We start from the raw sequence: 13,951 nt of genomic DNA, 5'->3' as shown, positions 1-13,951 counted from the left end.
GGTGTTTGCCGTGTTGGCAACCGTCCTCGTGCGTGGGCCGCATCTGGGGCAGGGGCTATCGCAGTCCGTGCTGCATGCGCGCCACTCACCGTTCATAAAGGAGCTTGCCATGCGTTTGACCACCAAAGGGCGATTTGCTGTCACGGCCATGATCGATCTGGCACTGCGCCAGAACAATGGCCCCGTGACCCTGGCTGCCATCAGCCAGCGTCAGCAGATTTCGCTGTCCTATCTCGAGCAACTCTTCGGCAAGCTGCGTCGCCATGAGCTGGTCGAATCCACGCGTGGCCCAGGCGGCGGTTACACCCTGGGTCGCAAGGCGGCCGACATCACCGTGGCGGACATCATCGTGTCCGTCGACGAGCCGATCGATGCGACGCAATGCGGTGGCAAGGAAAACTGCCATGGCGACGGCGGCCGCTGCATGACCCATGAACTGTGGGCCACCCTGAATCAGCGGATGGTCGAGTTCCTGGATTCGGTCAGCCTGCAGAAACTGGTCGACGAGCAGCTCGCCAAAGGCATTCAGGTCGAGTCGCGGCCCAACGTCAAGAAGGCGATTTCCAGCACGCCGGTGGTCAAGCCTATCCGCGTCAATGCACCGAATTCGGTGTTCGCGCTGGGCAGCATCCTGGCGGCGAAGTAAGCCGGCCGAAACCCGAGCCCGGCGAGGTCGCCATGCTCTTCGAAACGCAGCACCACCAACAGGGCTATTGCAAAGCAGGCAATATTCGACACTCGCCAGCGATCCGAATTTGTGCAACCCAACAGAACGTATAAGCCAGCCATGGACATGACACCCCACTTCCCGATCTACCTCGACTACGGCGCTACCACCCCGGTCGATCCCCGCGTGGTCGACGCGATGATTCCCTGGTTGCGCGAGCATTTCGGCAATCCGGCTTCGCGCAGTCACGCCTGGGGCTGGGAGGCCGAACAGGCCGTGGAAAAGGCCCGCGTCCAAGTGGCCGACCTGATCGGTGCCGACCCGCGTGAAATCGTGTGGACCAGCGGAGCGACCGAGTCCGACAACCTCGCCATCAAGGGCGCCGCCCAGTTCTACAAGGGCAAGGGCAAACATCTCATCACGATCAAGACCGAGCACAAGGCTGTGCTCGACACCATGCGCGAGATGGAGCGTCAGGGTTTCGAGGTCACCTACCTGGGCGTCCAGGAAGACGGGCTGATCGATCTTGAAGCGCTCAAGGCCGCTATCCGCCCCGACACGATCCTGATCAGCGTCATGCTGGTCAACAACGAGATCGGTGTCATCCAGGACATTCCGGCCATCGGCACGCTGTGCCGCGAAAAAGGGATCGTGTTCCATGTGGACGCAGCCCAGGCCACCGGCAAAATGGAAATCGACGTCAAGACGCTGCCGGTCGACCTCATGAGCCTGGCCTCGCACAAGACCTATGGTCCCAAGGGCATCGGCGCGCTGTACGTGCGCCGCAAGCCGCGCGTGCGCCTGGAAGCCCAGATGCACGGTGGCGGCCACGAGCGCGGCATGCGTTCGGGCACCTTGCCCACTCACCAGATCGTCGGCATGGGCGAGGCCTTCCGCATCGCCCGCGAAGAAATGGCGATCGAGCGTCCGCGCATCCTGGCCCTGCGCCAGCGCCTGCTCGACGGCTTCAAGGACATCGAACAGGTGTTCGTCAACGGCAACCTCGAGCACCGGGTGCCTCACAACCTCAACATCAGTTTCAACTATGTCGAGGGCGAGTCGCTGATCATGGGCATCAAGGGCCTGGCGCTGTCGTCGGGTTCGGCCTGTACGTCGGCGAGTCTCGAACCCAGCTATGTGCTGCGGGCCCTGGGTCGTACCGACGAGCTGGCTCATTCCAGCTTGCGCATGACCATCGGCCGCTTCACGACGGAAGAAGAGATCGACTACGCGATCGCCACGATCCGTCAGAACGTGGCCAAGTTGCGTGAACTCAGCCCGCTTTGGGAGATGTACAAGGACGGCATCGACCTGAGCACCATCCAATGGAGCGAGCACTGATCCCAGTGGTTTCGTGTTTTGTAGTTGTTGTTGTGTGAGGCCTGGCCCTCGATGAAACCTGGGTCGCCAAGACCCACCAGGCCGCCGCTAAAAGGAGATAGACATGGCTTATTCAGACAAGGTTGTTGATCATTACGAAAACCCGCGCAACGTCGGATCCTTCGAAAAAGGTGACGAGACGGTTGGCACGGGCATGGTGGGTGCGCCTGCCTGCGGCGACGTGATGAAGCTGCAGATCAAGGTCAATCCCGCCACCGGTGTGATCGAAGATGCCCGTTTCAAGACCTACGGCTGCGGCTCCGCCATCGCCTCGTCCTCGCTCGTGACCGAATGGGTCAAGGGCAAGACGCTCGACGAAGCCGTCTCGATCAAGAACAGCCAGATCGCCGAAGAGTTGGCTCTGCCTCCGGTGAAGGTGCATTGCTCCATCCTGGCGGAAGACGCCATCAAGGCCGCCGTGCACGACTACCGCCAGAAGCGCGGTGACGGTGCCGAACCGGCTGTGCCGGCAGTGGCCGAAGCGGCTGCGCATTGAGCGCGCAGGGGGAGTCGATCATGTCTGTCACCCTGACCGAATCCGCTGCCCGCCATGTCAACCGCTACCTGAGCAAGCGTGGCAAGGGCCTGGGTGTGCGCCTGGGCGTCAAGACCACGGGCTGTTCCGGCCTGGCCTACAAACTCGAGTACGTCGACGAGGCCCGGCCCGAAGACGTCGTGTTCGAAACGCTGGGCGTCAAGGTGCTGGTCGATCCCAAGAGCATGGCCTACATCGATGGCACGCAGCTGGACTTCGTCCGCGAAGGCCTCAACGAAGGTTTCAAGTTCAACAATCCCAATGAACGGGATCGTTGCGGCTGCGGCGAGTCTTTCCGCATCTGAGCGCGGCGCGCGAGGCGACGGGCGGGGCGGCACGCGCTGCCGCGCCCTTTTTTGTGTTTGTTTGATGGATCGAGAAAGTGATGAGCAGCAGCTTGGGCTTGGACTTGAAGGCGGATGATTTCACGCTGTTCGGCGTGCCGCGCGCCTTCGAGCAGGATCCGGCCGAACTGGCGCGCCGTTGGCGCGAACTGCAGGGTGCCGTCCATCCGGATCGTTTTGCCACCGAAGGCGCCGCCTCGCAACGCGTGGCGATGCAGTGGGCCGTCCGCATCAACGAGGCCTATCAGCGACTCAAGGATCCCATCAAGCGTGCGGCCTTGCTGTGCGAGATGAACGGCAGCCCCATCGATGCCGAGCGGAACACGGCGATGCCGCCGGCATTCCTGATGCACCAGATGGCGTGGCGCGAAGCCCTCGACGAGGTCGAAGGTCTGCCTGCGCTCGAAGCGCTCGAGGACGAGGTGCTGGCCGAGCGCCGCCGCAGCGAGGCGCAGCTCAATTGGCTGATCGACGAAAAAGGCGATTACCCTGCCGCGTCGCAGCAGGTGAGGGCGCTGATGTTCATCGTGCGTTTCGCAGACGAACTCGATAACCGAGCCGAACGCCTGGGCCGCTGAGCCGCCCGGCGTCTTCCGTATGGATTGCCGAGGCAGCCCCGGCTGGTCGGCAGATACCTCTTCAAATCCCTCTTCTTTAGGGCCGCGATGTCTTTACTCCAGATTTCAGAACCCGGTGCCAGCCCCGATCCGCATCAACGGCGAATCGCTGTGGGCATCGATCTGGGCACCACCCACTCCCTGGTCGCTTCGGTGCGCAACGGCGTGGCCGAATGCCTGCCGGATGAACAGGGCCGTGTGCTGCTGCCGTCGGTGGTGCAGTATCTGGCCGAAGGCCGGCGTGCCATCGGCTACGAAGCACAGCAATCCCAGGCCAGCGATGCCGCCAACACCATTGCTTCGGTGAAGCGATTCATGGGCCGCGGCCTGGCCGATATCGCCCACCGCGAGCAGTTGCCGTACACCTTCGTGGACAAGACCGGCATGGTTGCGCTGCAGACCCGCCATGGCGAAAAATCGCCGGTCGAGGTCAGCGCCGACATCCTGGCGACGCTGCGTTACCGGGCCGAAGACACCTTCGACGACGATCTTTACGGGGCTGTCATCACGGTCCCGGCATATTTCGACGACGCGCAACGCCAGGCGACGAAGGATGCGGCGCAGCTGGCCGGACTGCATGTGCTGCGCCTGATCAACGAGCCGACGGCCGCGGCCATTGCCTACGGGCTCGACAATGCCAGCGAGGGCGTCTATGCGGTGTACGACCTGGGGGGCGGCACCTTCGACATCTCCATCCTGCGGCTCACGCAGGGGGTGTTCGAGGTCATCGCCACCGGTGGCGATTCGGCACTGGGCGGCGACGATTACGATCGCGCGCTGGCGAGCTGGGCTCAGGCCCAGGGCGGCTGGCAGGTGGACGGCCCCCAGGACAAGGCTGCGCTGGTGGTGGCGGCTCGCCGCTGCAAGGAGGCGCTTTCCGACAAGCGGGATGGCGAGGCCGTCGAACTGGCCGTCGAACTCGGCGGGCAGTTGCGGGTGCTGCCGGTGCGTGCGGAAGACTTCAAGGCGGTCACCGCCGAACTGACGCAGCGCACGCTGACTGCGGTGCGCCGTGCGCTGCGGGATGCCAAGCTGAGCCCGGAAGCCGTGCAGGGCGTGGTCATGGTGGGCGGATCCACCCGCATGCCCGCCGTGCGCGAGGCGGTGCATGCCTATTTTGGCCAGGAGCCCCTGGTCAACCTCGATCCCGACGAAGTGGTGGCGCTGGGCGCATCCATCCAGGCCAACCAGCTTGCCGGCAACGACAACTCGGGTGATCTGCTGCTGCTCGATGTCATTCCGCTGTCGCTCGGCGTCGAGACCATGGGCGGTCTGGTCGAGCGCATCGTGCCGCGCAATCAGACCATTCCCACGGCCATGGCGCAGGACTTCACCACTTACCAGGACGGGCAGACCGCCATGTCCATCCATGTGGTGCAGGGCGAACGCGACATGGTGTCCGACTGTCGCAGTCTGGCGCGTTTTGTCCTCCGGGGTTTTCCGCCGATGGCTGCCGGTGCAGCGCGCATCCGCGTGACCTTCACCGTCGATGCGGACGGTCTACTGAGTGTGGCGGCCCGCGAGCAGGGTTCGGGCGTCGAAGCCAAGGTCGACGTCAAGCCCAGCTACGGGCTCGACGACGGCGAGATCGCGCGCATGCTGCGCGAGAGCTTTTCCACGGCCGAGCAGGACATCCAGACCCGCGCGCTGGTCGAGGCCCGTGTCGACGCCGATCGTCTGCTGATGGCGACACGCTCGGCACTGGCTGCCGATGGCGACCTGCTGGATGCCGGCGAGCAGGCCCGCATCGACGGCTTGCTGACCCGTCTGCAGCAGGTCATGCAGGGGGCCGACGCCGGCGATATCGAGGCAGCCTCGAAAGATTTGGCTCACGGCACCGAACAGTTCGCTGCCGAACGCATGAACCGCGGTATCCAGCGCGCGCTCGCCGGACGCGATGTGAACAGCTTCTGAGCGGCGCCCGCCGGCCTGCCGACCCGACTCCCGATACGCACAACACGATTTTCCCCATGCCCGTCATCAAGATCCTTCCCCATCCCGAGTACTGCCCCCAGGGTACGCAGATCAGCGCGCCGGCCGGCACCAGCATCTGCGAAGCATTGCTCGACAACGACATCCACATGGAGCATGCCTGTGAAATGGTCTGCGCCTGCACGACTTGCCATGTGGTGGTGCGCGAAGGCTACGCCAGCCTCAACGAACCCGAAGAAAACGAAGAGGACATGCTGGACAAGGCCTGGGGCCTGGAGCCTCAGTCCCGCCTGAGCTGCCAGGCCATCCTGGCGCAACAGGACGTCACCATCGAGATTCCCAAGTACTCGATCAACCATGCCAAGGAAGGCCATTGAGGTCTTTTCCCCCGGGGCAGGCTGCTGGTCTTAGAATGCGAATTATTATCTATCACGCATCTGCCTGACTCGGTTTTGCCATCACAACGCAGGCAGCCCGCCCGGTCTTCACGATCGGGCGGGCTGTGTCGTTATGACGCATGGCCAGGCTTGCAGGCCTTTCCATGCCATGGCCCTTGTCGATACCCCTGTCTCCCTGCATGCAGCCGACGCGCCGACCTCGACGGACGTGGCGGCCTTGTATGCCGCACATCATCGCTGGCTGATCAACTGGCTGCAGCGCCGCATGGCCGGTTCGTCCCAGGCCGCCGACATGGCGCAGGATACCTTCGTGAGTGTGCTGGCCGGCCATACAAAGACGGCCATCGCTCAGCCCCGGCCTTTCCTGGCGACGATTGCCCGGCGGCTGCTGGCCAACCACTACCGTCGTCTTGCGCTGGAGGAGGCGTATCTGCAGGCGCTGAGCTGCCAGCCCCAGACGCTGCAGGCCTCGCCCGAATCGCAGAGCCTGGTGATCGAGGCCCTGGTGCGCATCGATCAGGCCCTGGCGGGTTTGCCGGACAAGGCCCGCGAGGCTTTTCTGCTGGTCCATCTCGATGGCTTGAAGTACGCCGAGGTGGCCGCGATGCTGGGCGTCTCGCAGTCCGCGGTCAAGAAATACCTGAGCCGTGCACACGCAGCCTGTCTGCTGCTGTCGCTGGAGGACGGGCTTTGAGCGCGAACGATGCCGTGCAGGGCCGCGGCGGACTCGATCCCCGCATCGTGCGGCAGGCGGCCGACTGGCTGACCGTGCTGATGGCCGACGAGGTGTCGGCGCGCGACCGCGAGGACTGGATGCGTTGGCGGTGCGCCCATGCCGATCATGAGCGCGCCTGGCAACACCTCGAGCGCTGGCGCGACAGCTTCTCGCACGCGGCGCAGGCGAGCCGCGCTGTTCCTGTGCGGGAACTGTTGTCGCGGGTTCCATCGCGCGGCCGGCGGAATGCCGTCAAGACGCTGTCGGTGGCGATGATTGCCGGCTCGGCGGGCTGGCTGGGCTGGCGTTCACCGGCGGGCCAGGCGCTGAGGGCCGACTACCGCACGGGGACCGGCGAGTGCGTTGAATGGCAACTGCCCGACGGCACACAAATCATGCTGGATACACGCAGTGCCGTCGATGTCCGTTTCGACGGGGCGTTCCGGTGCGTGGTGCTGCGTGCGGGCCGTGTCTACATCCGGACGGCGGCTCAGGAAGACCCTCTGCACCGGCCTTTTGTGGTCGACAGCGCCCAAGGGCGTGTCCAGGCGCTGGGGACGGTGTTCACGGTGGCCGAATCCGATGAACTGACCCGCGTGGCGGTGCACAGCGGGGCCGTTGCGCTGCAGCCTGCGCAAGCCGGGCACAGCATGCTGCGTATCCAGGCCGGCGAATCCGGCCAGATGGATCGCCGGCAGGCGCGGCAACTGGCCGCCGTGCGCAGCGCGGAAGACGACCTGGCCTGGACCCGGGGCCAGATCCTGGCCGACGGTCTGCGGCTGGCCGATTTCCTGGCCGATCTGCAGCGGTACCGGCCCGGCCTGATCGTGTGTCATCCGGCGATCGCCGATTTGCGGCTGTCGGGCGTTTTTCCGGTGGCCGACACCGACAAGGTCTTGGCCGCCTTGGCCAATTCGCTGCCTGTTCAGGTGAGAACACGCACGCGCTTCTGGGTGACGGTCGAGCCGAGGCCGCAGAACGCTTGAATGCATCGGATTGTTGCGAATAATTACAAATCAGGAGTGTCTGTTTGACCTATTCGCGTGACCTACCCGTCGGGAACTTTGAATTTCACAGGTAAGGACACCATTCTGATGAACGTCTCATTGCAACTTCCGGGCACGGCTGTGCCTGCTTCCATGTCGTGCAGCGCTGCGCGTGCCGTGCTCCGGCCTCGCCCCGTCGCCTGGGCCGCGCGCCGGCTGGTCATGGGGCTGGCGCTCGCCGCCGGCGGCTCGGCCGCCTGGGCACAGACGCCTGCACGCACCGAACAACCCGTGCAGGCTGCCAGCCAGCGTTTCGACATCGATGCCGGCCCCTTGGCCCCTGCACTGCGGCGTGCCGCCAGCCAGGCGGGGGTGGTGTTGAGCTTCACGCCGGACCAGGCCGAAGGCCGCACCACGGCAGGCATCCACGGCAACTACGGGCCGACGGAGGCGCTGGCGGCCCTGCTGAGCGGCACCGGCCTGGCCCTGGCACAAGGCGAGGGCGGCGTCTATGCCCTGCGACCCGCAGCCGCGGCGGCTTCGGCCGTGCCGGTCGCGCCCGGCGCAGCCGTGACGCTGGGCACCGTGACCGTGACGGCCAACCAACTGGGCGAAATCACCGAGCGCAGCGGCTCGTATACGCCGGGCAGTATCGCCACCGCCACCCGACTCGTGCTGACCCCGCGCGAGACGCCGCAGACCATCAGCGTCACCACGCGGCAGGAGATGAACGACTTTGCCCTGAATTCGATCGACGACGTGATGCGCCACACGCCTGGCGTGAGCGTGGTCACATACGACAGCGAGCGCACCGAGTACTACGCCCGCGGCTTTGCGATCCAGAACTTCCAGTACGACGGGATTCCGATGCGCCGCGACTCGGCTTACTCGGCCGGCAACACGCTCAGCGACATGGCGATCTACGACCGTATCGAAGTGCTCAAGGGCGCGACGGGCCTGCTCACCGGCAGCGGCGATCCGGGCGCCACGATCAACCTGATCAGAAAAAAACCGACGCGCCTGTTCCAGGGGCATGCGCAACTCGGCATCGGTTCGTGGGACAACTATCGCTCCGAGCTCGATGTCAGCGGCGCCTTGAACGAAGCGGGCACACTGCGCGGCCGCGCCGTGGCCGCCTATCAGGACAAGCATTCGTACAGCGACGACTACAAGCGGCGCAGCTCCGTGTTCTATGGCGTGATCGAGGCCGACCTCGCGCCCAGCACGCTGCTGACGCTGGGCGCCGACAGCCAGAACAACGTGCCCAAGGGGTCGAGCTGGGGCGGCATTCCGCTGTACGACAGCAACGGCAACTTCAACAGCCTGCCGCGGTCGTTCAACAACGGTGCCAACTGGAGCCGCTGGGAGCAGTACACCCGCACGATGTTCGCCACGCTGGAACACCAGTTCGACAGCGGCTGGACCGGCAAGCTGCAGTTCAACCATCAGGTCAATGGCTATGACGCCGCACTGGGCTCGGCGGCCTCGGGCTTCATGGATCCGGTCGACGGTTCGGGCATCTCGATGTGGACCGGCAAATACATCGGCAAGACCACCAGCAATGCGATCGACGGTTATGCATCGGGCCCCTTCAGCTTGCTGGGACGCGAGCACGAACTGGTGGTGGGCGCCAGTTTCAGCAAGCGCCGCTGGACCAATCGAGGTTACGGTGCGCAGGCGGGCTACGACACCAGCGTGTCCGATTACCTGACATGGACCGGCAACGTGCCCGAACCGGACTGGGGCAGCCCGAGCTACACCAACGACGAAACGACGCGTGAGAGCGGCCTCTATGCGGCCTCGCGTTTCAACCTGCGGGACGACCTCAAGCTGATCACCGGCGCACGGCTCTCGAGCTACAAGGGGCCGGATCTCAAGGAGAACGGCGTGCTCGTGCCTTATGTCGGTGCGGTCTACGATCTGACCCGCAACCTCTCGGCTTATGCCAGCTACACCAGCATCTTCCAGCCGCAGTCGCTGCAGGACGAGCAGGGCCGCACGCTCGATCCGCTCGAAGGCAAGAACTACGAGATCGGCCTCAAGAGCGAGTTCTTCGGTGGCCGCCTCAATGCCAGCGCCGCCTATTTCCAGCTCAAGCAGGACAACTACGGCGAAGAGAGCGGTGGCGTCACGCCCAGCGGCGGCATTGCGTATCGCGCCATCCAGGGCGTGAAGACCAAGGGGTTCGAGCTGGAGATGTCCGGCCGGCTGACGGAGGCCTGGCAACTGCACGCGGGCTTCAACCACAAGATTTCTCGCCAGCAGGGCGACAAGGTCTCGACGCTCACGCCGGAAAACCAGTTCACGCTCTACACGAGCTACAAGCTCGACGGCTCGCTCGCCGGCTTGACGCTGGGCGGCGGCGCACGCTGGCAGGACAAGACCTGGGGCGACGTCCGCCATCCGTCGGGCACGCTCCAGCACACGGTCAAGGGCTATTGGCTGCTCGACGCCATGGCCCGTTATCAGTTCACCAAGAACCTATCGGCCACGCTCAACGTCAACAATCTGCTGGACAAGAAGTACTACACTATCTTCAACTGGTACAGCACCTACACCTGGGGTGAGCCCCGCAGTGTGACGCTCACGGTCAAGTACGACTTCTGACCGCCGGCGGTTCCGCCCGCACGGGCGATTCGGGCTGCGCACCGACATGGCGTTGCTGGCGCTGCCGCGCCAGTTCCACCTGCCGGTGCCGCTCCTCGAACCCTTGCAGTTGCCGTTCGTCCTTGCTGCCATGGCAATGCGGGCAACTGACGCCGGGCCGATACAGCGGCGACTGCCTGTCGGCCGGTCCGAGGGGCAGGCGGCAGCCGTAGCACAGCGCATGCGTGCCCTGTGCCAGGCCGTGACCGACGGCCACGCGCTCGTCGAACACAAAACACTCGCCTCGCCACAGGCTGTCCGCTTCCCCGACCGTCTCGAGGTATTTGAGGATGCCGCCCTGCAGGTGGTAGACCTCGTCGTAGCCACGCTGGCGCATCAATGCGGTCGATTTCTCGCAGCGGATGCCGCCGGTGCAGAACATGGCGATTTTTTTGCCGCGCAGCATGTCGGCATGGCTGTCCACCCACTGCGGCAGCTCGCGAAAGCTGGCGGTGTGGGGATTCACGGCCCCCTCGAAGGTGCCGATGGCGACTTCGTAATCGTTGCGGGTGTCGATCACCACCACGTCCGGGTCGCCGATCAGGCGGTTCCAGTCCCGAGCGGCGACATAGCTGCCGACCTGGTTGACCGGGTCGACTTCGGGCACGCCCAGGGTGACGATCTCGGGCTTGAAGCGTACCCGCATGCGGTAGAAGGGGGCCTTGTCGCCCAACGCTTCCTTGTGCTCCAGTTCGGCCAGCCGGGGGTCTGCCCGCAGCCAGGCCAGCAGATGCCGAACGGCCTCCGGCCGTCCTGCGACGGTGCCATTGATGCCTTCGTGCGCGACCAGGACCACGCCCTGGATGCCGTGGGCATCGCATTCGGCCTGCACCCGGTCCCGAAAAGCGGGCGCATCGGCCAGCGCGACGAAACGGTAGAAGGCCGCAGTGAGGTAGAGCGCGGGTTCGGAGGGCAGGCCGGAGAGCGGAGTGGACATGGGAGGGGCGGCTTTCGGGGCGGCGGCAAACGGGGGAGGGGACGGGCGGTCAGCCGGGCTCGCCGGCACGGTCTGCCGGCACCGGAGAAGGCTGGCCGGCCTGTCGTGTCGGCGAGGGCGTGGCGCTGGCGGCCTGCCGCAGCAGAGGCTGGCGCTGCAGCACGTCGTCGCGCGGACCGGCGTCGACGAGCTGTCCGGCCTCCATCAGGAAGACGGTATCGAAGCGCTCCAGCAGACTGAGCCTGTGGATGGAGGCCACGATGCAGGCCTGGGGAAAGGCCAGGCCGATCCGGTCGACGACCTTGGCTTCGGTGGCGGCATCGAGCGCGCTGGTCGGTTCGTCGAGCAGCAGGATCCGGCTGTCGCGGGCGGCGAGCAGGCCGCGTGCCAGGTTGAGCCGCTGGCGTTGTCCGCCGGAGAGGTTGAAGCCGCGTTCCGACAGCGGCGTCTCCAGCCCGTTTTCCATGCGTGCCATCACTTCGTCGAAGGCGCTGGTGTGCAGCGCCTGCTGCAGGGCATCCGGGGGAACCTGTTCGCCGAACGTCAGGTTTTCCCGCACGCTGGCTTCGAAGATCTCGCTCTCTTGGGGAATGAGCGTGGCGATATCGGCGAGTTCGGTCCAGTCCTGGGGACTGTCGCCGAACCTCAGGCTGCCGGCTTGCGGCCGGTAAAGGCCGGCCAGCACGCGCAGCAGCGTGCTTTTCCCACCGCCGCTGGCCCCGACCAGGGCGATGCGCTGGCCGCTGTGCAGCATCAGCGAGATACCGCGCAGGCCCCCGCGAGGGCCACCGCTCTTGAGTGCGGGATCGGCCGGATCCTGCATGCGGGGATAGTCCCAGTCGAGGGCCGCGAGCGCGATCGGGCTCCAGGCCGGGCCGGATGCGGCCTCCGGGCGATCGGCATGCAGACGGCTCGCAGCGGCAGGCAACGGCGCCGCAACGGGTTCCGCATCGGCTGCGCTTCCTGGCGCAGGGGCAGCGACAGGGCTGGGGTCATCCGGTGCCGGCAAGCTCCAGATGAGGTCGGCGCTGCCGTAGTCGGTGTGCATGCGGGCAAAGTTCTGGAAGTTGCCCGCCATGGTCGAGACCACGGCGGCGGTCTGCTGCGCATACTGGTAGATCATGAAGACCGAGCCCAGCAGAAGCGCCTGTCCGGGCTGGTGCGACTGCCAGATGTAGATGACGACCAGGCCCCAGGTCAACGCCAGGCCCATCATGTCGACGGCGCACCACTTGCCTTCGTTGAGCACCACCGAACGCTTCAGCGGTTCGGACATGGCCTGCATGCGGCCATGCAGCAGGCGACGCGAGGCCCTCTGCAGACGCAGGCCGATCACCGTCGATGCATTGCCGAGGAAATCCAGCAGGGCCGAAACGTAACGGCGGTCGGCATCGTTTTCGTCTCTGGCCAGCCGCATCAGGGCACGGTCGAACTTGATGATGACGAAAAAGATCACGATGTAGCCGGCGACGGCCGCGCCGCCGCTGACGGTCGAGAGCAGGGCGAGCGCGACCAGCGGGCCGAAGAAGTTGACGGTGCTCTGCAGGTAGACGAACTGGTTCTGCGTGAAATCGCACAGCGCCCGCCCGGCCTGGTGCACCCGGTGCTGCAGTTCGCCGGAGTGGTGTGCGTCGTGCCACACCAGGGGGGCCGCGGCCAACCGGGCATAGAGCTGATCGCTGACGGTCTCGCGGACCCTGACGGCGACGTTGCGTTCGAGGATGCGGCCCGGACCGTGGAGCGCCCAGCCGGTGGCGTAGACCAGCACCAGCAGACCGATCCAGCGCGCCGATGCCGCGATGTCGCCTTGCTGCAGTGCATTGATGGCCTGGGCCGTGAACCAGGGCATGGTCAGCCGCACCAGCTGCGAGGCGGTCAAGAGACTCATGGCTGCCACCAGCGTGCCGTGCATCCCCGTGGAGTGTTGCCACAGAGCACCATAGAGCTTGCGGAAGGCTGATTCGGGGGAACGTGTCATGCGGTCGGTTGCTGGGCCAGGAGCGGGAAATCGGTGTCGCTCCGACCCGCTATTGTCCATGCATGGGCTTGGTGAGGCCAAAAAAAAGCAGATCGCATGGCCCTCCATGTCGATCTGCTCCGGTCTCAGGCTGCGGTTTTATTTTGGATAGCAGCGCTTTCGTGGGGAGACTCGTATGCGTATGCCGCGCTGGCGCGCTTACTCCGGTTCGCCTGCGATCGACTGCAGGTAATTCTGCACGCCGATCTTGCCCAGCACGTCGATCTGGGTTTCCAGGAAGTCGATGTGTTCTTCGGTATCGTCGAGAATCTTCAGCAGCAGATCACGCGAGACGAAGTCGCGCACGCTCTCGCAGTAGGCGATGCCGTCCTTGATCGTGGCCTGAGCGGCCGTCTCGAGGCCCAGATCGGCCTGCAGCACCTCGGGCACATCCTCGCCGATGTTGAGTTTGCCGAGATCCTGCAGGTTGGGCAGGCCGTCGAGCATGAAGATGCGGTCCATCAGCCAGTCGGCGTGTTTCATCTCGCCGATCGATTCTTCGTATTCCTTCTTGGCCAGCTTGTCGAAGCCCCAATGCTTGAGCATGCGGTAGTGCAGGAAGTACTGGTTGATCGCCGTCAGCTCGTTCTTGAGCTGGGCCTGCAGATGCAAAATGACTTGCTTGTCGCCTTTCATCGTGACGCTCCGTGTATGGTTGTGAAGGCCGCGCGGAGCGGCGGAACGAGGGGAGCGGTGCAAGACCCTTCCCGCGACATTGATGAGGATTGTCGTCGCGCCGGCGCCTGTTCACAAGTTTGATAGCGTGAAGCCCCGCAT

Annotated in this window: 13 protein-coding genes; 10 read left to right on the top strand and 3 right to left on the bottom strand. The window is 65.0% G+C overall.

The window, feature by feature from the left end; translation table 11 throughout:
• Nucleotides 1–109: 109 nt before the first annotated feature.
• From iscR to EC845_RS04990, 10 genes are all read left to right on the top strand, one after another.
• The gene (gene iscR, locus EC845_RS05035; RefSeq protein WP_123296079.1) at nucleotides 110–646 is read left to right on the top strand and encodes a Fe-S cluster assembly transcriptional regulator IscR; all 537 of its coding nucleotides are present in this window, start codon (nucleotides 110–112) and stop codon (nucleotides 644–646) included.
• A gap of 141 nt (nucleotides 647–787) precedes the next feature.
• On the top strand, nucleotides 788–2,008 hold the full coding sequence (locus EC845_RS05030) for an IscS subfamily cysteine desulfurase (protein ID WP_123296078.1): 1,221 nt from the start codon (nucleotides 788–790) through the stop codon (nucleotides 2,006–2,008).
• Between the two features lie 103 nt (nucleotides 2,009–2,111).
• Entirely contained in the window at nucleotides 2,112–2,543 is a 432-nt protein-coding gene (iscU, locus tag EC845_RS05025) for a Fe-S cluster assembly scaffold IscU (RefSeq protein WP_123296077.1), read from the top strand.
• A gap of 20 nt (nucleotides 2,544–2,563) precedes the next feature.
• A complete protein-coding gene (gene iscA, locus EC845_RS05020) occupies nucleotides 2,564–2,887 on the top strand; it encodes an iron-sulfur cluster assembly protein IscA (protein WP_123296076.1) in 324 nt (107 codons plus the stop codon).
• A 98-nt stretch (nucleotides 2,888–2,985) separates the two neighbouring features.
• Nucleotides 2,986–3,504, top strand: coding sequence for a Fe-S protein assembly co-chaperone HscB (hscB, locus tag EC845_RS05015; RefSeq protein WP_123296370.1), 519 nt, complete (start codon nucleotides 2,986–2,988; stop codon nucleotides 3,502–3,504).
• Nucleotides 3,505–3,591: 87 nt separating this feature from the next.
• Complete coding sequence (hscA, locus tag EC845_RS05010) at nucleotides 3,592–5,457, top strand: Fe-S protein assembly chaperone HscA (RefSeq protein ID WP_123296075.1); 1,866 nt, start codon at nucleotides 3,592–3,594, stop codon at nucleotides 5,455–5,457.
• A gap of 56 nt (nucleotides 5,458–5,513) precedes the next feature.
• Nucleotides 5,514–5,852: an ISC system 2Fe-2S type ferredoxin gene (fdx, locus tag EC845_RS05005; RefSeq protein ID WP_123296074.1), complete on the top strand. Its 339-nt coding sequence runs from the start codon at nucleotides 5,514–5,516 to the stop codon at nucleotides 5,850–5,852.
• A 169-nt stretch (nucleotides 5,853–6,021) separates the two neighbouring features.
• A complete protein-coding gene (locus tag EC845_RS05000; RefSeq protein WP_123296073.1) occupies nucleotides 6,022–6,567 on the top strand; it encodes a sigma-70 family RNA polymerase sigma factor in 546 nt (181 codons plus the stop codon).
• Nucleotides 6,564–7,574 (top strand): FecR domain-containing protein, encoded by a 1,011-nt coding sequence (locus tag EC845_RS04995; RefSeq protein ID WP_123296072.1) that lies wholly within the window; start codon nucleotides 6,564–6,566, stop codon nucleotides 7,572–7,574. Before EC845_RS05000 ends, EC845_RS04995 begins: the two co-directional genes overlap by 4 nt.
• A 108-nt stretch (nucleotides 7,575–7,682) precedes the next feature.
• Nucleotides 7,683–10,181 (top strand): TonB-dependent siderophore receptor, encoded by a 2,499-nt coding sequence (locus EC845_RS04990; RefSeq protein ID WP_233597930.1) that lies wholly within the window; start codon nucleotides 7,683–7,685, stop codon nucleotides 10,179–10,181.
• Here the strand turns inward: EC845_RS04990 and EC845_RS04985 are convergent.
• The 3 genes from EC845_RS04985 to bfr form a co-directional block, all read right to left on the bottom strand.
• A complete protein-coding gene (locus EC845_RS04985; RefSeq protein ID WP_123296071.1) occupies nucleotides 10,165–11,157 on the bottom strand; it encodes a rhodanese-related sulfurtransferase in 993 nt (330 codons plus the stop codon). The two genes, EC845_RS04990 and EC845_RS04985, sit on opposite strands and share 17 nt — an antisense overlap.
• A 49-nt stretch (nucleotides 11,158–11,206) precedes the next feature.
• Nucleotides 11,207–13,135, bottom strand: a complete 1,929-nt coding sequence (locus EC845_RS04980) for an ABC transporter ATP-binding protein (protein WP_123296070.1) — start codon at nucleotides 13,133–13,135, stop codon at nucleotides 11,207–11,209.
• Between the two features lie 198 nt (nucleotides 13,136–13,333).
• The gene (gene bfr, locus EC845_RS04975; protein ID WP_123296069.1) at nucleotides 13,334–13,810 is read right to left on the bottom strand and encodes a bacterioferritin; all 477 of its coding nucleotides are present in this window, start codon (nucleotides 13,808–13,810) and stop codon (nucleotides 13,334–13,336) included.
• Nucleotides 13,811–13,951 lie beyond the last annotated feature (141 nt).

Source organism: Comamonas sp. BIGb0124 (assembly GCF_003752175.1).
Lineage (GTDB): Bacteria > Pseudomonadota > Gammaproteobacteria > Burkholderiales > Burkholderiaceae_C > Comamonas_F.
This window is presented reverse-complemented; position numbering and strand designations above follow the sequence as displayed.